Origin of the sequence: Ornithinimicrobium sp., assembly GCF_035267225.1 — a bacterium.
Lineage (GTDB): Bacteria > Actinomycetota > Actinomycetes > Actinomycetales > Dermatophilaceae > Ornithinicoccus.
The window spans coordinates 11,690-29,885 of the sequence record NZ_DATFMA010000078.1 but is presented as its reverse complement, the minus strand read 5'-3'; the positions used below and the strand labels follow the sequence as shown (position 1 = coordinate 29,885).

Here is an 18,196-nt window from a genome sequence, read left to right as displayed (position 1 = left end):
CGCCTAGCCGGTGTTGCGCAAGCCGGCCGAGACGCCGTTGACCGTGATCAGCAGCGCTCGCTGCAGCTGGGCGTGCTCGTCGCCATCCGAGGTGTCGCCATCCGCGGAGTCCTCATCCGAGGTTCCCTCGGCCCGCAGCCGGCGCAACAGCTCGACCTGCAGGTAGGAGATGGGGTCGAGGTACTGGTCACGCACCGCCAACGAGCGCTCCAGCGTCGGCTGGTCGGCCAGCACGCCGTCCTGTCCGGTCAGCCGCTGCAGCTCGTCCACGGTGAGGTCGAACTCGGCCCGGATCGTGGAGAAGATGTACCGCAGCTCCCCCGGCACCAGTGTGTCGACGTAGTGCTTGGCGATGTCCAGGTCGGTCTTGGCCACCGTCATCTCCACGTTCGAGATGACGGCGCCGAAGAACGGCCAGTGCTCGAGCATGTCCGCCAGCAGCTCGGCGTGGCCGGCCTCGCGTGCCGCGCGCAGGCCGGACCCGACGCCGAACCATCCGGGGACGATCTGTCGCGTCTGGGTCCACCCGAACACCCAGGGGATGGCCCGCAGCCCCTCCAGGCCCTGGCCGGTGTCGGGTCGCTTGCTCGGCCGGGAGCCGATGTTGAGCGCGCCGAGCTGGTCGACGGGGGTAGCGGCCACGAAGTAGGCGGGCAGATCCTCGCTGTCGATCAGGGCGCGGTAGGTCTCGTAGGCGGCGTCGCTGACCAGGTCCATGACCTCGTCCCAGCGGGCGATCTCCCCGGCACTGGCCCAGGCCTGCTGGTGCAGGGCGCTGCCTCGCAGCACGGCAGCCACGGACAGCTCCAGGTTCTCCTTGGCCAGCGCGGGCAGGGAGTACTTGTCGGAGATGACCTCTCCCTGCTCGGTGAACTTGATCTCCCCTTCCAGCACCCCGGGCGGCTGGGCGAGGATGGCCTCGTACGTCGGGCCGCCACCGCGGCCCACAGAGCCGCCGCGCCCGTGGAAGAGCCGCAGCCGCACGCCGTGGCGAGCCGCGACGTCGCGCAGCGCACGCTGCGCCTGGTGGATGCCCCACTGGCTGGTCAGCACCCCCGCCTGCTTGTTGGAGTCGGAGTAGCCCAGCATGACCTCCTGCACGTCGCCGCGCAGACGGACCAGCTCACGGTAGGCGGCGTTGCTGAGCAGCGCGTCGACCAGGTCGGCCGAGCCGCGCAGCTCGTCGATCGTCTCCAGCAGCGGCGCGAAGCCGATGCGAGCGAACGCCCCGTTGCCCTCGGGACCGGGATGCAACGCGAGCAGTCCGGCCTCCCGGGCCAGCACCGCGGCGGCCAGGATGTCGTCCGGGCCCTGCGTCATCGAGACGATGTAGGTCTCGATGACCTCCGGGCCGTAGGTGTCCAGCGCCTGCCGGATCTCGTCGAACACCGCGAGGGTCCGAGGCCGGCCGGCGGCCGGGGTCAGCAGGGGGCGGCGCGAGGCCAGCTCCTCGGCCAGGACCGCCGTGCGAGCGGGCTTGTCCAGCTCGGCATACGGCGTGTGCAGGTGGCCGACGGTGTCGAGCACGTCGGCCAGCAGCTCGTGGTGCTTCTCGGCGTGCTCGCGCACGTCGAGCGTGGCCAGATGCAGACCCACGCCGGCCAGGGTCTGGGTGGCGCGAGCCAGCCGCCCGTCGGCCACGAGCTCGCCCCCGTGGTCGCGCAGCGAGTCGGCGACCAACGTGAGGTCGGCCACCAGCTCACGCGTGCTGGTGTAGTCGCGACCCGGCTCGTGCGCCGACCCGGCACGCACCCGCCGCCGGGTGTTGAGCAGCTTGGCCTTCACACAGGTCAGCTTGAGGCGGTAGGGCTCGGCCGCGTTCAGCTCCTTGACTCGCGGGTCCAAGCCGGGAAGGTGGTCCAGGTCCTCCTTCAGTGACGCCCGAAGGTCGGGCGAGACCTCGACGATGACCGTGGAGCTGGAGACCTGCGAGATCAGCACGTCCAGGATGGAGAGGGCGACGCGCGTGGCGTGCTCCTGGTGCAGCCGGAGGACCTCGGCGGTCACCTCGGGCGTCACGTTGGGGTTGCCGTCCCGGTCGCCACCGATCCAGGAGCCGAAGCGCACCGGAGGCGACGCCGGGTCCATCCGCACCCCGTGCTCAGCCAGCAGGTCGGCCAGCTGGCCGAGCAGCTCGGGCATGGTGGTGGTCAGCACCTCGTCGAGGTAGTACATGGCGTTGCGCGCCTCGTCCATCGGCGTCGGCCGGGTGGCGCGCAGCTCGTCGGTCTGCCAGATGAGGTCCACGTACTCGGCCAGCGCGCGGTCCTGCCGCCGCCGGGCCATCGACTCGGGTTCGGTGGAGCGGGCCAGCTCGTCGCAGAGGTGCCGGATCTTGGTCAGCACCGAACGGCGGCTGGCCTCGGTGGGATGGGCGGTGAACACGGGGCGCACGTCGAGCTCGGCGACCACCTCGGCCAGCCGCTCGGTCCCACTGGTCTCGACGATGTCGGCAACGGTGCTGGCCAGCCAGCCGTGGGACTCCTGGCGCTCGGACAGCGAGCGCACCCGGTGGACCTGCTCGGCGGCGTTCGCGAGGTGGAAGTAGGCGGCGAAGGCTCGCACCAGGTCCGTCGCGGTGGACAACGGAAGGTCGGCGAGCAGCTCGCGCACGCGCGCGGCTGCGTCGGGGTCCCCGGACTTGCTCTCCTTGGTCTGCATCCGGACGTGCTCGACCTGGTCCAGCAGCTCCTGGCCGTGGTGTCTGACCAGGGACTGGCCGAGCAGAGTGGACACGCGGCGCACGTCGGCGCGCAGCTCGGGGCTGATCGGGTCATGGCTCACGCAGGTGACCATATCGAGGATGGTGTTTCACCGGGATTGCTCCTCCGGCGGAAGCTCGCGCAGCGTCTCCCAGATCTTCCTCGCGGCCGGCGCGGCGATCTCGCCTCCGATACCGCCTTCCTCCACGAGGACCACGACGACATACTCCGGGTCCGGAGCAGGTCCGTACGAGGCGTACCACGCGGTGGCGCGGGATCCCAGCGCTTCGGCCGATCCCGTCTTGCCGGCCACCGGATAGCTGTCCAGGTCGAAGCCGTCGAACGCCGACGCGCCCGTCCCGGCGGTGTTGACCCCGAGCAGCCCCGATCGCACGACTTCGAGGGCCTCGGCGTCCCAGAACAGCTCGCCGCGGCGCTGTGCCGGGAAGTCTTCGACGAGTGTGCCGTCGAGCCGCTGGGTTCCCGCGGCGACCTGAGGAGCCCACAGGATGCCCCCGTTCGCCACCGCGGCGTACGCGGTGCCCAGCTGCAGCGGGGTGACGGCGAGGTCACCCTGGCCGATCGCGAAGTTCACCGCGTCGCCGGCTCGGTACTGCCAGCCGTCGGCACAGCTCTCGCGGGCCGACCGCTCGAGGAAGGCGCGACGCTGCCGGTCCTGTACCCCTGGGTATCCGCGCTCGGCGCGCCGGCAGATCTGCCCCTTCTCCGCCTCCCACGCCTCGCGTGTCGCTTGCCGGCCGGGCACGGTGCCCACCACCTCACCGGGCAGGTCGATGCCGCTGCGCCGTCCGAACCCGGCGTCCTCGGCGATGAGGACGTACGGGTCACGCAGGTCCCGCTCGGCGGACAGGCCTCCCAGGTCGGTCCAGCTGTCGTAGGCCCACCGGTAGAACACCGTGTCGCACGACACCTCGAGGATGCGCTGCAGGTCCAGCTCGCCGTAGCCCTGGGATCTGAAGTTGGTGAACCGGGTACCGGCGATCCGCACGGCGCCCGGGCACGCGTACTCCTGGTCGGGGTCGACGCCGGAGGCGAGAGCAGCGGGGAGCGAGAAGGCCTTGAACGTGGAGGCTGGAGGGTAGGTCTCGGCCAGGACCCGGTTGACCAGAGGCTCTCCCCCGTCCGGGTCCACCAGGGCGTCGTAGTCCGCCGCGGAGATTCCGGACGTCCAGATGTCCGGGTCGTAGGTGGGCCAGCTCGCCGCCGCGACCACCGCCCCATCGTCGACCCGCATGACCAGACCGGCAGCGGCGCGAGCGGGGCGCCCGGCGGCACGCGCCCGGCCGACCGTCTGGCGGAGCACTCGCTCGACGCGAGACTGGACCTGCACGTTCAGATGAGTGCGCAGGTCCAGCCCCCGGACGGCCTTGTCCCGGCTCACCTCACCGGTCACCGACCCGCTCGGGTCGACGGAGAGGACGTTGCGCTCCGGCTCGCCCCGCAACGCCTGGTCGTACACGGCTTCGAGCCCCGCACGACCCACGACGTCCTCGGGCCCCAAGGGCGGGTCCGTGCTGGCTACCTCGTCCTCACTGGGGCGGCCGAGGTAGCCCAGCACGTGGGCGGCGTTCACCTCCTCGGAGGGGTAGTCCCGGACCGGGCGGGACTCGACGGCCAGCCCGGGAAAGTCCTCCGGACGCTCCACCAGGGCCAGGGCCGCCATCGGGTCGACGTCGCGCGCGATGACGACGGGCTGGAACGGCAGGCCACTGAAGCACAGCGGCGCGGCCGGCGCGCCCTCGGTGCCACACACGCGCGTCCGGCCCCACAGTCGGCCCGGGTCGAGGCCGAGCTCGCCGGCCACGCCATCGAGTAGGGCGCGGCCTTCGTCGTCGGAGGCGGCCAAGGTCGAAGGGTCGACGGTGACGACGGTGCTGGCCGCGTTACCCGCCAGGGTCTCGCCGTCCGCGTCGAGGATCCGCCCGCGCAGGGCCGGCTCGAGCACCTCACGCGTGTTCGCCTCGGCAGCCTGTCGGGTCAAGTCGGCCTGGTCGAGGCCCTGCCACTGGACCAGCCGCGCGATGAGGATCCCCACGAGGGCCACGGTCACCGCGATCAAGGCCCACGTCGGCCCGATACTCAGGTTGCGCCGGCCCCGGTGGAAGGTCGGCTTCAGGTCCACCGGCGCACCGCCAGCCACCGTTCCAGGCCGGTGAGTGGAGGCAGCAGGAGCACCGCGACCAGCACGGTGGCGGCCCACGTCCACCACAGGTCGACCAGACCCGCCTCGGTGATGCCCGCGGCCGTCGCAACTCCCCGCACCATGACTACACCCAGGCTGGCCAGCGCCACTGCGGCCAGCGGAGCCAGCGGAAGCACCACCGGGGAGGCGGCGACATACCGGCGGCTCAGACCCAGCAGGGCGCCCACCGCGGCGTACGTCAGCGCGCTGGCGCCCATCGGCTCCGCCCCCGGTGGCACGACGTCCAGCAACCACCCTCCCGCCAGTCCCATACCCGCCCCGGCCCACGGTCCCCGCAGCAGCGCCGTGCCAGCCACCGCCACGAGCACGAGGTCGGGGGGTCCGGGCAGCGAGCGGGGGGCCACCGACATGGCGAGCGCCCCCAGCAGCAAGAGCGCACCCCGCACCGTGAGGCCGAGGGCGCGCGTCACGGCCGCTGCCCGCCGGTGAGGACCACGACCGTGTCGAGCCGGTCGGCGTCGACGGCGGGCCGCACGACCGCAGTCCCGGCCAGCTGTCCCGAGTCGGGATCCACCGAGGTCACGGTGCCGACCTCGATGCCGGCGCTGTAGGGCACGTCACCCGGGCTCCCGAGCGTCCTGACCACATCCCCCACCGACATCGGGGAGTCCCCGATCGCGGTCAACGTCAGCTCATCGGCACCTCGGCGTGGCACCTCGGACGGCGCGGTCGCTGAGAGCGAGCCCAAGGCGCCCTCACGCCCGACCCGGACGCCGACCACGACGCTGCGGTCACCGAGCAGCACGACCTCTGCACTCGAGGGGTCGACACGCAGCACGCGGCCGACGAGGCCGTCGGCGTTGAGCACCGTACGGTCGGCGCGTACCCCCTGCCGTGAGCCCGCGTCGATGGTGACGACACGCGCTCCGGCCGGCGAGGTCTGTGGGGTGGCCGCTACCACCCTCGCCCCCACCGGCCTGAGGCCCGCCGTCCCGGGAAGGTCGAGGTCCCCTGCCGCGAGGGCCGCGTCCTGCCGGCCCCGGAGGCGTTCGACCTCGACGGCAAGGCGGTCCCGTTCGGCCGCAACCCGGTCCAGCTCGTCCCGGTCCCACCCCCGGATGGCCTGTTGCACGGGCGTGAAGACGCTCGCCGAGGCGGCCCGGACCGGCTCGGTCCAGCTCGGGCGGGCCAGGTCGAGCACCAGCACCGCGCACGTCAGCGCCAGCAACACCCCCAGGACCTTCCTCACGAGACGCCGCTCACCAGGTGGGTGCCGTGACCAGGACCCGCTGCAGGGCCGAGAAGTCGTCCACACAGGCTCCGGCGCCGCGGATCACCGCGTAGCGGGGCTCCGGCACCACACGAACCGGCAGGCCGAGGTCGCGATGCAGGCGGCGGTCCAAACCCTGGAGGAGGGCACCGCCACCGGTGAGGACGGCACCGCTGTGCAGCAGGTCACCCGACAGCTCGGGTGGGCAGACGTCCAGGACCTCGAGGACGGCGCTGGTGATCTGCCCCACCACGGGCTCGATCATCTCGCTGACCTCCTCGGACGACAGCGCCACGGTGCGCGGAAGCCCGGTGCTCAGATCGCGGCCACGCACCCGGGTCGACAACGGCATCTCCAGCGGGACGGCAGCACCGACGGCGTGCTTGATGCCCGCAGCGCTCCGCTCCCCCAGCAGCAGGTCGTGCCGAGCCCGCACCCCGGCCACGATGGCGGCGTCGACGTCCGCACCCGCGGTGCGCACGCTGCGCGCGTTGACGACGCCCCCGAGGCTGATGATGGCGATGTCGGTCGTGCCGCCCCCGATGTCCACGATCATCGAGGCGGACGCGTCGTGGACGGGCAGCCCGGCCCCGATCGCCGCGGCCATCGCCTCCTCGAGCACGAAGACCTGACGCGCCCCACAGTGAATCGCCGCGTTCTCCAACGTCGTCCGCTCCACCGCCGTCACCGCGCTCGGCACGCAGACGACCATGCGTGGCCGCAACAGGCGCGAAGCGCTGACTCGCTCCACGAAGGTGCGCAACATGGCCTCGGCGACCTCGGCATCAGTGATCACACCGTTGCTGAGCGGATACAGGGTGCGTACGGTCGACGGGGTACGACCGACCATCTCGAACGCGGGGGCGCCGGCGGCCAGCAGGCTGCCCGTCTGAGCCTCTACCGCCACCACGGTGGGCTCGTCGAGCACGACTCCACGACCCTGCTGGTGGACCAACGTCGAGGCGGTACCGAGGTCGAGGGCCAGGTCTCGGCCGAAGATCGGCGACCCGGATCCGAACCTCACCCGCCGATGGTAGCCAGCAGCGGCCTCTGGCCCCTCATGGGAGCAGCTGCACCTCGCCGGCCACCGGCACGACCACCCGGCCGTCGGCTGTGGCGGCGCACGTGATGCGTTCGGCGTCGCGGGCCTGCTCGGTGACGGGAACGGCGAAAGTGGCCTGCCCTGCGGACAGGTACACCATGTGCTGAGGCCCCGAAGACGTCACGTCTTTCACCGCGAAAGCACCCCAGGCCGATCCGGGCATCGCGCGATGCGCCGCCAGCAGCGCGGCCTGGGCGGGGCGGGACCAACCGGTACGGCCGCGCAGGTATGCCGTGTCCGGGGAGCCCGCGACGTGTCGTTGCACGACCTGGACGGCCGAGTCGGGGTCGAGGCCGCCGTAGCACGCCCCGTCGGGCAGAACGATGAGGTTGGCCGCGAACCTGTCCCCTCCGGTGTGCGAGCACTCCCAGGTGGCCTCGGGCCAGGCACGGCGCAGCTCGGCGGCCACCGGGCGCCCGCGGGTGGCGCAGCAGACGTCATGCCGCCCGTGTGCGCAGACGAGCAACAGGGAGGGGGTGCCGGCCGACGTGCCCGGCCCGGCTCGCACGGGCTCGACCGGGGCCGACTCGCTCGTGGCCTGAGCCTGCAGCAGCCGGCCGGCCTCCAGCAGATCCCCGGGGGTGGTCCAGGTGCCCCACGTGGTCACCGGGCCACGGGCGAGTACGGGATCGTCCACGACGCACCAAGCGCGGCGACGGGCCCCCGGGGCCGAGGCGGGCTCGTGCGCAGCCGGCCGGCCGGGGCGGCGGATCAGCATGATGCGAGCCCGAGCGCGCGCCGCGGCCCGGGTGAGGTCCTCTCGCGCGCTCGGGTCGAGCCCGAGGGAGTCCACTGCGGTCGGCAGCCATCGACTCTCGAGCTCGACGAGCAGCCAGCGACGCGCGGGCGGGGCGGTGCCGACGAGGGGGTCGCCCCGCCGACGCGCCAGGTCAGAGCAGCGAGGCTCGGATCGGGCGCCCGCGGACGTGGCGGGAGCGCCCCCCGCTGCCGACCCGTCGCCCGCGTCGGCGCTCACGCGTCGACCGGGACAGCCACCCCATGGCGCACGAGCGAGCGCGCGGCCACGAGGGCAGTCTCTGGGTCGGGGTCGAGGTCGGCGACCGTGACCCAGTCGGCGTCCAGAAACACGTGTAGGGCGCCGACCTGTTCCGGGGGAACGGTGAAACGGCCGGCTCGGGAGCGCACCTGCATCGCTCCCCGCTCGCCGTGAGGGTGAGTCTGAAGCATCAGGTGCGCACGTTGGCGTAGCGCGGACGAGAGGTCCAGGGACGCCACCGCGGCCCCGGTCGAGACCGGGCTGAGCGCTTCCGGACGCTGCGAGTCCCGGGCCCGGCTGGCCATCCGCGCGCCGACCCGGTCCACCGGCACCTCACGGAGGGCCTGGATCAGCGCCTCGCGGGTCACCTCGAGGTCCTCGTTGATCGCGTCCGGACGGGCGACGTCGGCCCCGAGCGCGAGCGACTGCCTCACCTCGCGTCGCCTGCCCAGACATGAACGGGCCTCGTCCAGCAGGGCCTCGGCAAGGTGGTGACGCGTCCACCCGTGCACGCCCACGGTGAGGTGGATGCTGACTCCGCCGAGGGCGGCAGCGCTGTGGATGTAGCCGCGCGGCAGGTAGAGGCAGTCCCCGGGCTCCAGGGTGGCCTCGATGGCCGCCGGGCCCGCCGCCGCCTCTTCGACCTCACGGCGACGCTCGGCCCACGGCTGGTCGCGCAGGGGCGCGGGCAGCACCGGCTCGCGGATGGACCAGCGCTTCTGACCGTGGACCTGGAGCACGAAGACGTCGTGGACGTCGTAGTGGTCGGCGAACCCCTGGTTCTGGGGGGGTGTGACATAGGCGTTGACCTGCACGGGGTGCCCGAGGGCGGCAGCGAGGTCCTGGCTCCACCGGGCGACCGGCTCCCACGTGCGATGGAGGCCCTGCAGCACGACGGTGGCCCCGTCGGCGAAGAGCGAGAGAACCGCATCGTCACTGATCTGGTCGCGGACACCGGCCCCGACACCGCCGCCGATCGTGTACGCCGACTCCGGCAGCGTCTTCCCGTTCTTGGCCAGACGCAGGAAGGGCGTACGCAGGCCGCGACGCGAGAGGAGCTCGTCCACCGCAGCGAGGGAGAACAGGTCGCCGAAGTCCTCGTCGTTCCGGTCGGCACGGCTACTGAGCAGGGCTTCCCGCGCCCAGTAGGTCGACGCGAAAGTGTCGAGGTCGCACGCGAGGAGGCGAGTGAGAGCCGTGCTACCGGCCCGCACCCGCCCCTCGAGATCGTGACTGCTCACCCGGCCTGCCCGTCGGCACCACCGTCCGCCCCGCCATCGGCACCACCATCTGCGCCGCCGCCTTCGGCACCACCATCGGCCGGGCCGTGCCCGGCCTCACCGTCGGCACCACCGTCACCCCCGCCGCCTTCGGCTCCTCCGTCAGCGGGACCGTGCTCGGCCTCCCCGTCGGCACCACCGTCGGCACCACCATCCGCGCCGCCGTCCGCGCCGCCGCCTTCGGCTCCACCGTCGGCCGGGCCGTGCTCGGCAAACGCCTGTTCCACGTCCTCGTCGTTGTTGAGGTTCGAGTCCTGGAAGTCGTTCGTGCTCATGGTCTCCTCCGTCGTTGCCGTCTGCGGCCGGCTTTCTCACTCCGGCTCCGCCCCCATGTCTACTCCCCTCCGCGGTGGGCGCAACCGCGGGGGTCCGACGCGGTGGCCCCGGCTCAGCCGAGGTCGGGGAACCAGATGTCGATCTCGCGAGCGGCGGACTCGGTCGAGTCCGAGCCGTGCACGATGTTCTGCTGCACCGAGCCTCCCCAGTCACGGCCGAGGTCGCCGCGGATGGTGCCGGGCAGGGCGGCGGTCGGGTCGGTCGCACCGGCCAGCGCGCGGAATCCGGGGATGCACCCGTGTCCCTCGATCACCGCGGCCGCGAGGCGACCCGAGGACATGAACTCCACCAGCGGCTCGTAGAACGGCTTGCCCTCGTGCTCGGCGTAGTGGTCGGCCAGCTGGTCGGGCCGCGCATCAGTCACCGCGAGAGCGACAAGCGTGTAGCCCTTCGCCTCGATCCGCCGCAGGACCTCTCCGGTCAGGCCGCGTTGATACCCGTCCGGCTTGACCAGGACCAGGGAGCGCTCGGGCTGCGTGTGCTCAGTCACGCACGCCAGCCTATCCAGAAGCACCGGTGAGTCTCGCGGCGAGAGTCACCTCGGCCGCTGCTAGCCTTCCCCCGCGGAAAGGGGATGCGATGACATCGAAAGCGACACAGACGAAGACGGACAAGCCGAGTCTGGCGACCCGCGCCATGGACGCGATCGAGCGGGTGGGGAACAAGATCCCTCACCCGTTCTGGTTGTTCCTCATCCTGGCGCTCATCGTCCTCATCCTCAGCGCCATCCTCGGGCCGCTGGGCATCAGCGTCGACGCGCCGGGCGAGGACGAGCCGGTGGCCATCGAGAGCCTGCTCACCGTCGACAACATGCGCCGGATCGTCGTCGAGTCGATCTCCAACTTCACCGGGTTTCCCCCGCTCGGGATCGTCCTGACGGTGATGCTGGGGGTGGCCGTCGCCGAGGGTAGTGGCATGATCACGGCAGCCGTGCGCCTGGTGGTGAGCAAGGTGTCCGGACGCTGGCTCACCTTCGCCATCGCCCTGACCGGCGTCACCGGCTCGCTGGCCTCCGACGCCATCATCGTCATCCTGCCGCCCCTGGCGGCCATGGCCTACCTCGCCGTCGGCCGCAGCCCGCTGCTCGGGATCGGGGTCGGGTTCTCCGCGGTCGGGGCGGGCTTCAACGCCTCCCTGGTCATCAACGCCACCGACCCGCTGCTCGCGGGCATCAGCACCAGCGCGGCGCAGATCGTCGAGGAGGACTACGTCGTCTCTCCGCTGGCCAACATCTACTTCACGGTGGTCTCCTCCATCTTCCTGGCCGCCCTGATCACCCTGGTGGCCGAGCGGTACGTGGGACCGCGGCTGGAGCGCGAGGCGGAGGACTTCACCACCTCGGAGCAGGGCGGCCGTCAGACGCACGGCCAGGAGGAGCGCGATGCGACATCCGAGGACTCCTCTGCCTCGGACGCCCTCGAGGACGCCGAGTCCCTGGAGGACCTGGCCCTGGACGACTCCGAGAAGCGCGGGCTGCGCAACGCCGCGATCGCCGCGACCGTGTTCGTGATCGCCTTCTGCGGCGCCGTGGCCATCCCCGGCTCGCCCCTGCGCGCCCCGGACGGCACCATCCTCACCGGCCCGGCTCTGCTCAGCGTGTCGATCATCATCGCGCTGCTCTTCGTCGTGGTCGGAGTGGCCTACGGCAAGACGGTGGGAACGCTGTCCTCGTGGTCGGACCTGCCGGCCTGGATGACCTCGGGCATGAAGGACCTGGCCCCGGTCCTGGTGTTGTTCTTCGCCGCGGCCCAGTTCATCGCCTGGTTCAGCTGGTCCAACATGGGCACCGTCCTCGCCGTCGTCTCCTCCGACGCGATCGAGTCGCTGGGTGTGCCCAACGTCATCCTGTTCCTGGCCATCATCCTGATGGTGTACCTGCTGAACCTGTTCATCACCAGCGGCTCGGCACAGTGGACACTCATGGCGCCGGTGCTGGTGCCGGCCATGATGCTGCTCGACATCCAGCCTGGTGTGACCCAGATGCTGTTCCGCATCGGCGACTCGGCCTCCAACATCATCACGCCCCTGAACGTCTACTTCGCCCTGATGCTCACCTACCTCCAGCGCTACCGGAAGGACGCCGGAGTCGGCACGTTGCTGTCGATCACGTTGCCGGTGTCCGTGGCCATCCTGGTCGGGTGGACCGCGTTCTTCCTGCTCTGGTACGCAGTGGGCCTGCCGCTCGGGCCCGGTGTGCCGAGCCGCTGACCGAGGACGCTCAGGTCGCGTTGAGCACGCCCGTGCCCAGCAGGGCGAACAACACCAACGCCAGCCCGATGCGGTAGATCACGAACGGCGTGAACGTGTGGGTCGAGATGAAGCGCAGGAACCACGCGATCACCGCCAGCGCCACCGCGAAGGCGATCGCGGTGGCGACCCAGATGGGCCCCCAGGCCGGGGTCACCGGGTCGTCGGAGATCTTCAGCACCTGGTAGAAGCCCGAGCCCAGCACCGCGGGGATGGCCAGCAGGAAGGAGTACCTCGCCGCCGCCTCCCGGGTGTAGCCCATGAACAGGCCCGCGGCGATGGTGCCGCCGCTGCGGGAGACGCCGGGGATCAGCGCCATCGCCTGGGCGAAGCCGTAGATGATGCCGTGCTTCCAGGTGAGCTGGTCGAGCCTGCGCTCGGTGCGTCCGAGCCGGTCCGCGGCATACAGCACGAGCGCGAAGAGGAACAGCATCGTGGCCGTCAGCCACAGGTTGCGCAGGTCGGTCTCGATCCAGTCCTGGAGCGTGAAACCGAGCACGCCGATGGGCAGGGAGCCGATGATCACCAACCACCCCATACGCACATCGGGGTCGCTCTGGGGGACGCGCCCCAGGAGAGCCTGGCTCCAGCGACTGATGATGCGCGTGATGTCTCGCCAGAAGAAGACGAGCACCGCGGCCTCGGTGCCGAGCTGGCTGATCGCGGTGAACGCTGCCCCGGGGTCCTGTCCACCGATGAGCTGGCCCACGATGGACAGGTGAGCACTGCTGGAGATGGGCAGGAACTCGGTGAGGCCTTGGACGAGACCCAGCAGAATGGCTTGGGTGTAGTCCACGTTCAGGCCCCCTCGCCGGGGCCGGTCGGGTCCTCGCGTTCCCACTGTGCTCGGATGTCGTCGATCCTGCCGCCCTGGGTCAGGCACATCCACCACAGACCGCCGAAGATCAGCGCCACGATCGCCATCGCGGGCAGCACCAGTGCGCTGGCGAGGGTCAGCAGCTGCACCAGCCAGCCGAGCAGCACGCCGCCCCGTCGGCGCAGCAGGCCCGAGGCCACCACGCACAGCAGGGCCAGCGCGCTACCCCCCACCAGGTAGGTCGTGGCCCGGTCAGGCTCGTCGACGGCAACGGCGAACTGGCGCGCCACCAGCGCACCGAAGAACACGGTCATCGCCTGGCCCAACAGCGCCACCGCCCCGAGCCGCCGGGTCATCTTCCCCGGCACGTCAGAGGTGAAGAGAGCGGTCACGCGGCCATTGTTGCCGATCAACCGCACTGATCCGATTCGGTCCGGTGTCCCGCCTGCGGGTGGGCTCAGGTATCGGTGCGGCCCAGCAGCATGCGGACCTCGGCGGCGGTCACGACCGACCCGGTCGCCAGCACCGCACCGGAGACCCCGCCCTCGTCGGCCAGCCCGGCGGCGACGTCGACGGCATCGGGAAGGTCGGGCACCATCGTCACGCGGTCGGCGCCGAAGTAGCCCGTCGCCATCTCGGCCAGGCGGGCGGGGGCGATCGCCCGTGGCGAGGTCGTCCGGGTCACGACAAGGTGGTCCAGCACGGGCTCCAGCATCTCGACCATGATCTCGGCCTCTTTCTCGGCCAAGATCGCCAACACCCCGACGAGTCGGTGCACCGTGAAGGAGTCGCGCACGGCATCAACCAGCGCGCGCATCCCCGCGGGGTTGTGCGCGGCGTCCACCATGACCGTCGGGCTGCGGCGCACGATCTCCAGACGGCCGGGCGAGGTCATGCCGGCGAACCCTGCCCGGATGACGTCCTCGCTCACCGGTTGCTCACCGCCGCCGACGAACGCCTCCACGGCGGCGACGGCCAGCGCCGCGTTGTGGCTCTGGTACCCGCCGTGCAGCGGCAGGAACAGGTCGCGGTACTCCCCGGCGAGCCCCCGCACCGAGACCTGTTGACCACCGACGGCCACATCCCGCTCGGTCACGCCGAAAGCGATGCCCTGGGTGTAGGCCGTGGCCCCCACCTCGTCGCACCGCTCCAGCAGGATGGACATCACCTCGGGCTCCTGCTCCGCGATCACTGCGAGCGCACCCGGCTTGATGATTCCGGCCTTCTCGGTGGCGATCGCCTCCAGGGTGTCACCCAGCAGTCGGGTGTGGTCGATGGCGACCGGAGCGACGACGGCAACCTGGCCGTCAGCGACGTTGGTGGCGTCCCAGACACCGCCCAGCCCCACCTCGACCACCGCCACGTCCACCGGAGCGTCCGCGAACGCGGCGTACCCCACGACGACGAGCACCTCGAAGTAGGTCATGCGCGGGCCGCCCTGGGCCGCCCACTCCGCATCCACCATCTGCACGTAGGGCAGGACGTCGTCGTAGGCGTCCAGGAAGCGCTGGATGCCGATCGGCTCGCCGCCGATCGCTATCCGCTCCCGCATGTCGTGCAGGTGCGGGCTGGTGAACCGGCCCGTGTTCAGGCCCATCTCCCGCAGCAGCCGCTCCACCATGCGGGTGGTCGAGGTCTTGCCGTTGGTGCCGGTCAGATGGACGACGGCGAACGTGTGCTGCGGGTTGCCCATGAGGTCCATCACCCGGGCCACCCGGCTCAGCGTGGGCTCGACGACGTTCTCAGGGGAGCGTTGCAGGATCTCCTCGGTGACCACCGCCATCCGCAGCTCGAGGTCGTCGGGCTCGGTGCTCACGATGCCACCTTGGAGATCATCATCTGCACCGAGCGCCGACCGTCGAGCCGAGCCTCGGTACGGAACTGACCGGTGGCTGCTCCGGCCTCCGGCAGGGGAGTCCCCGGGCCCGCAGCCCCGAACTGCACGGCCAGCGTCTCGGACATCACCAGCCCTTGGTGCTCCATGGCCGCCTGCCAGACCTCGTCGTCGCCGACGACGGTCAGGCTGATCCGGTCGGTGACCTCGAGCTCGGCCTGTCGCCGGGCCTGCTGCACGGCGCGCACCAGGTCGCGGGCCAGACCCTCCCGCGCCAGGTCGGCAGTGACCGTCGTGTTGAGCACCACGAAGCCGCCCGAGGGCAACGTCGCGGTGGCCTGGCTGGTGGGCTCGTGCTCGGACATCGCCGACGCCGGGAAGCCGCCCACCTGCTCCTGGATGACCTCCAGGTCCTCCTCTGCCGACTGCTGCCACGCCGCTGACGGCGCGTACTCCGAACCCTCGGCGACCACGGTGTCGAGCACGTACTCCCCCTCACGCAGCTCGAAGCCACCGGCGTGAACCGTGCCGTCGGGCCCGACGGCCCAGTCGCCGGACTTGGCCGCCTTGATCGCCCGCTGCACGTCGGCACCGAGCCGGGGCCCGGCCGCGCGGGCGTTCACCGTGAGCCGCTGCTGGACCCCGAACACCTCGGCGGCCGGGTCGTCGACGTGCAGCACGTGCACCTCGTGGACGTTCACCTCCTCACGGACGATGTCGGCGAGGTCGAGCAGGCCCTCGGACATCGGCGTGACGACGGTCAGTCGCGACAGCGGCAGGCGCACCCGCAGCCTCTCGGCCTTGCGCAGAGCGGAGGCCGTCGAGCACACCTCGCGAGCGACGTCCATCGAGACCACCAGGTCCGGGTCGGCCGGCAGGTCCAGCGCATGCGGCCAGTCGGTCAGGTGCACCGACTCGCCGCCGGTCAGGCCGCGCCACACCTCTTCGGTCAGCAGCGGCAGCAACGGAGCGGCCACCCGGCAGGCCACCTCCAACGCCGTGTAGAGGGTGTCGAAGGCAGGCTGGGTCTCCTGTGCTTCCGAGCCCCAGAATCGGGGACGGGACCGCCGGATGTACCAGTTGGTCAGCACGTCCACGTAGGCCCGCACACTGGCGCAGGCCCCGGCGATGTCCGAGGCGTCCATCTGTTCCTGCACCTGCTCGACCAGCTCGCGGGTCTTGGCCAGCAGGTAGCGGTCCAGCCGGTGCGTCGACCCGGTCGACCAGAGGGCGGTGTAGGAGCCGTCGTCGCGACCTGCGCCGGGGTCCGCCGGCTCGGCCGCGTTGGCGTACAGGGCGAAGAAGTACCAGGCGTTCCACAGCGGCAGCAGAACCTGGCGCACCTCGTCCCGGATGCCCTGCTCGGTCACGATGAGGTTGCCCCCGCGCAGGATGGGCGAGGACATGAGGAACCAGCGCATGGCGTCGGCGCCGTCGCGGTCGAACACCTCGCGGACGTCCGGGTAGTTGCCCAGCGACTTGCTCATCTTCTGCCCGTCGTGCCCCAGCACGATGCCGTGGCTCAGGCAGGTCGAGAACGCGGGCCGGTCGAACAGCGCCGTGGCCAGGATGTGCAGGGTGTAGAACCAGCCGCGGGTCTGCCCGATGTACTCCACGATGAAGTCGGCCGGGAAGTGGTGCTCGAACCACTCCGTGTTCTCGAAGGGGTAGTGCACCTGGGCGAAGCTCATCGACCCGGAGTCGAACCAGACGTCGAGGACGTCCTCGACGCGGCGCATCTGCGAGCGCTCGCCCTCGGGTCGGGGGTCGTCGGGGTTGGGGCGGGTCAGCTGGTCCACGAACGGGCGGTGCAGGTCGGGCTCACCGTCGCGGTTGCGCGGCAGCTCACCGAAGTCGCGCTCCAGCTCGGCGAAGGAGCCGTAGACGTCGAGCCGCGGGTAGGCAGGGTCGTCGCTGCGCCACACCGGGATGGGGCTGCCCCAGAACCGGTTGCGGGAGATGGACCAGTCGCGAGCGTTCGACAGCCACTTGCCGAACTGACCCTCCTTGATGTGCTCCGGCACCCAGGTGATCTGCTCGTTGAGCTCGCCCATCCGGTCCTTGAACTCGGTCACCGCGACGAACCAGCTTGACACCGCCTTGTAGATCAGCGGCTCACGACAGCGCCAGCAGTGGGGATAGGAGTGGTCGTAGGTCTCGTGTCGCAGCAGCACCGTGCCCGCGCTCACGGAGCCGGTCTCGCCGGACCCGCGGGTGGCGGCCTTGAGGTGGTCGATGATCCCCGGGTTGGCGTCGAAGACCAGCAAGCCGGCGTAGTCGTCGACCGGAGCGTGGAAGGCCCCGTCCGGGCCCACCGGCATCACCGGCTCGATCTCCTCGCGGTCGGTGACCTCCTTGTCCTCCTCACCGAAGGCGCCGGCACTGTGCACCAGCCCGGTGCCGTCGGTCGTGGTGACGAAGTCGGCCTCGACCACGCGGTGAGCGCGCGCGTGGCCGGCGTAGTAGTCGAACGGCGGGACGTAGGAGTAGCCGAGCAGGTCGGCCCCGGTGAGGCGACGCAGCACCTCCGGGTCGCCACCGAGCTCGCGGGCGTAGGCGCCCAGCCGCGCCTCGGCGATGAGATAGCGCTCGTCCCCGGCCTCCCCGTCGCCGGGCTGCACCAGCACGTAGTCGATCTCAGGGTCGACCATCACCAGCAGGTTGGCCGGTAGCGTCCACGGCGTCGTGGTCCAGACCAGCAGCAGCGCACCGTCCAGGTCGTCCTCGGAGTCGATCCGCAGCCCCACCGTCACGGCCGGGTCCTGACGCACCTGGTAGACGTCCTCGTCCATCCGTAGCTCATGGTTCGACAGCGGGGTCTGGTCGTTCCAGCAGTAGGGCAGTACTCGGAAGCCCTCGTAGACCAGGCCCTTGTCGTGCAGCTCCTTGAACGCCCAGATGACCGACTCCATGTAGTCGGGGTTCAGGGTCTTGTAGTCGTGGTCGAAGTCCACCCAGCGCGCCTGCCGTGTGACGTAGTCGCGCCATTCGTCGGTGTACTTCAGCACCGACTCCCGGCACTTGGCGTTGAAGGCCTCCACGCCCAGCTCGACGATCTCGTCCTTGGTCTTGATGCCGAGCTGGCTCATCGCCTCCAGCTCCGCCGGCAGGCCGTGGGTGTCCCATCCGAAGCGGCGCTCCACGCGACGGCCGCGCATGCTCTGATAGCGCGGCACCACATCCTTGACGTATCCGGTCAGCAGGTGGCCGTAGTGCGGCAGGCCGTTGGCGAACGGGGGGCCGTCGTAGAAGACGTACTCGTTGTCTCCGCTCTGCCCCGCCTCCCGCTGCTCGACGCTGGACTGAAACGTCTGGTGCTCGGCCCAGTAGTCGAGCACCGCACGCTCGATCTCGGGGAAGCGCGGCGAGGCGGTCAGCGAGGATGCGCCGGTCGTGGCGACACGGGGGTAGGTCATGCGGATGCTCCTGGCGGTACGGCCACGGGCT

At 71.1% G+C, this 18,196-nt stretch carries 14 protein-coding genes; 1 reads left to right on the top strand and 13 read right to left on the bottom strand.

The window, feature by feature from the left end; genetic code table 11:
• Nucleotides 1-3: 3 nt before the first annotated feature.
• The 9 genes from ppc to ndk form a co-directional block, all read right to left on the bottom strand.
• Nucleotides 4-2,796, bottom strand: a complete 2,793-nt coding sequence (ppc, locus tag VJ976_RS07540; RefSeq protein ID WP_324099508.1) for a phosphoenolpyruvate carboxylase — start codon at nt 2,794-2,796, stop codon at nt 4-6.
• A 15-nt stretch (nt 2,797-2,811) separates the two neighbouring features.
• On the bottom strand, nt 2,812-4,845 hold the full coding sequence (locus VJ976_RS07535; protein WP_324099507.1) for a penicillin-binding transpeptidase domain-containing protein: 2,034 nt from the start codon (nt 4,843-4,845) through the stop codon (nt 2,812-2,814).
• Nucleotides 4,836-5,336, bottom strand: coding sequence for a rod shape-determining protein MreD (mreD, locus tag VJ976_RS07530; protein ID WP_324099506.1), 501 nt, complete (start codon nt 5,334-5,336; stop codon nt 4,836-4,838). Before mreD ends, VJ976_RS07535 begins: the two co-directional genes overlap by 10 nt.
• On the bottom strand, nt 5,333-6,115 hold the full coding sequence (gene mreC, locus VJ976_RS07525) for a rod shape-determining protein MreC (protein ID WP_324099505.1): 783 nt from the start codon (nt 6,113-6,115) through the stop codon (nt 5,333-5,335). Before mreC ends, mreD begins: the two co-directional genes overlap by 4 nt.
• A gap of 10 nt (nt 6,116-6,125) precedes the next feature.
• Nucleotides 6,126-7,160 (bottom strand): rod shape-determining protein, encoded by a 1,035-nt coding sequence (locus tag VJ976_RS07520; protein ID WP_324099504.1) that lies wholly within the window; start codon nt 7,158-7,160, stop codon nt 6,126-6,128.
• Nucleotides 7,161-7,194: 34 nt separating this feature from the next.
• Complete coding sequence (locus VJ976_RS07515; protein WP_324099503.1) at nt 7,195-8,214, bottom strand: sucrase ferredoxin; 1,020 nt, start codon at nt 8,212-8,214, stop codon at nt 7,195-7,197.
• On the bottom strand, nt 8,211-9,476 hold the full coding sequence (locus tag VJ976_RS07510; RefSeq protein WP_324099502.1) for a cupin domain-containing protein: 1,266 nt from the start codon (nt 9,474-9,476) through the stop codon (nt 8,211-8,213). The genes VJ976_RS07515 and VJ976_RS07510 overlap by 4 nt, the downstream gene beginning before the upstream one ends.
• Nucleotides 9,473-9,790: a hypothetical protein gene (locus VJ976_RS07505; RefSeq protein ID WP_324099501.1), complete on the bottom strand. Its 318-nt coding sequence runs from the start codon at nt 9,788-9,790 to the stop codon at nt 9,473-9,475. The genes VJ976_RS07510 and VJ976_RS07505 overlap by 4 nt, the downstream gene beginning before the upstream one ends.
• A gap of 113 nt (nt 9,791-9,903) precedes the next feature.
• Complete coding sequence (ndk, locus tag VJ976_RS07500) at nt 9,904-10,341, bottom strand: nucleoside-diphosphate kinase (protein WP_324099500.1); 438 nt, start codon at nt 10,339-10,341, stop codon at nt 9,904-9,906.
• 89 nt (nt 10,342-10,430) lie between these two features.
• Between ndk and VJ976_RS07495 the strand changes: the two genes are divergently transcribed.
• Complete coding sequence (locus tag VJ976_RS07495) at nt 10,431-12,059, top strand: AbgT family transporter (protein WP_324099499.1); 1,629 nt, start codon at nt 10,431-10,433, stop codon at nt 12,057-12,059.
• A 10-nt stretch (nt 12,060-12,069) separates the two neighbouring features.
• Here the strand turns inward: VJ976_RS07495 and VJ976_RS07490 are convergent, their stop codons facing one another.
• The 4 genes from VJ976_RS07490 to ileS form a co-directional block, all read right to left on the bottom strand.
• Entirely contained in the window at nt 12,070-12,894 is an 825-nt protein-coding gene (locus VJ976_RS07490; RefSeq protein ID WP_324099498.1) for an undecaprenyl-diphosphate phosphatase, read from the bottom strand.
• Nucleotides 12,895-12,896: 2 nt separating this feature from the next.
• Nucleotides 12,897-13,307: a DUF4233 domain-containing protein gene (locus VJ976_RS07485; RefSeq protein WP_324099497.1), complete on the bottom strand. Its 411-nt coding sequence runs from the start codon at nt 13,305-13,307 to the stop codon at nt 12,897-12,899.
• 65 nt (nt 13,308-13,372) lie between these two features.
• Nucleotides 13,373-14,731, bottom strand: coding sequence for a bifunctional folylpolyglutamate synthase/dihydrofolate synthase (locus tag VJ976_RS07480; protein ID WP_414693589.1), 1,359 nt, complete (start codon nt 14,729-14,731; stop codon nt 13,373-13,375).
• On the bottom strand, nt 14,728-18,165 hold the full coding sequence (ileS, locus tag VJ976_RS07475) for an isoleucine--tRNA ligase (RefSeq protein ID WP_324099496.1): 3,438 nt from the start codon (nt 18,163-18,165) through the stop codon (nt 14,728-14,730). Before ileS ends, VJ976_RS07480 begins: the two co-directional genes overlap by 4 nt.
• Between the last annotated feature and the right edge of the window lie 31 nt (nt 18,166-18,196).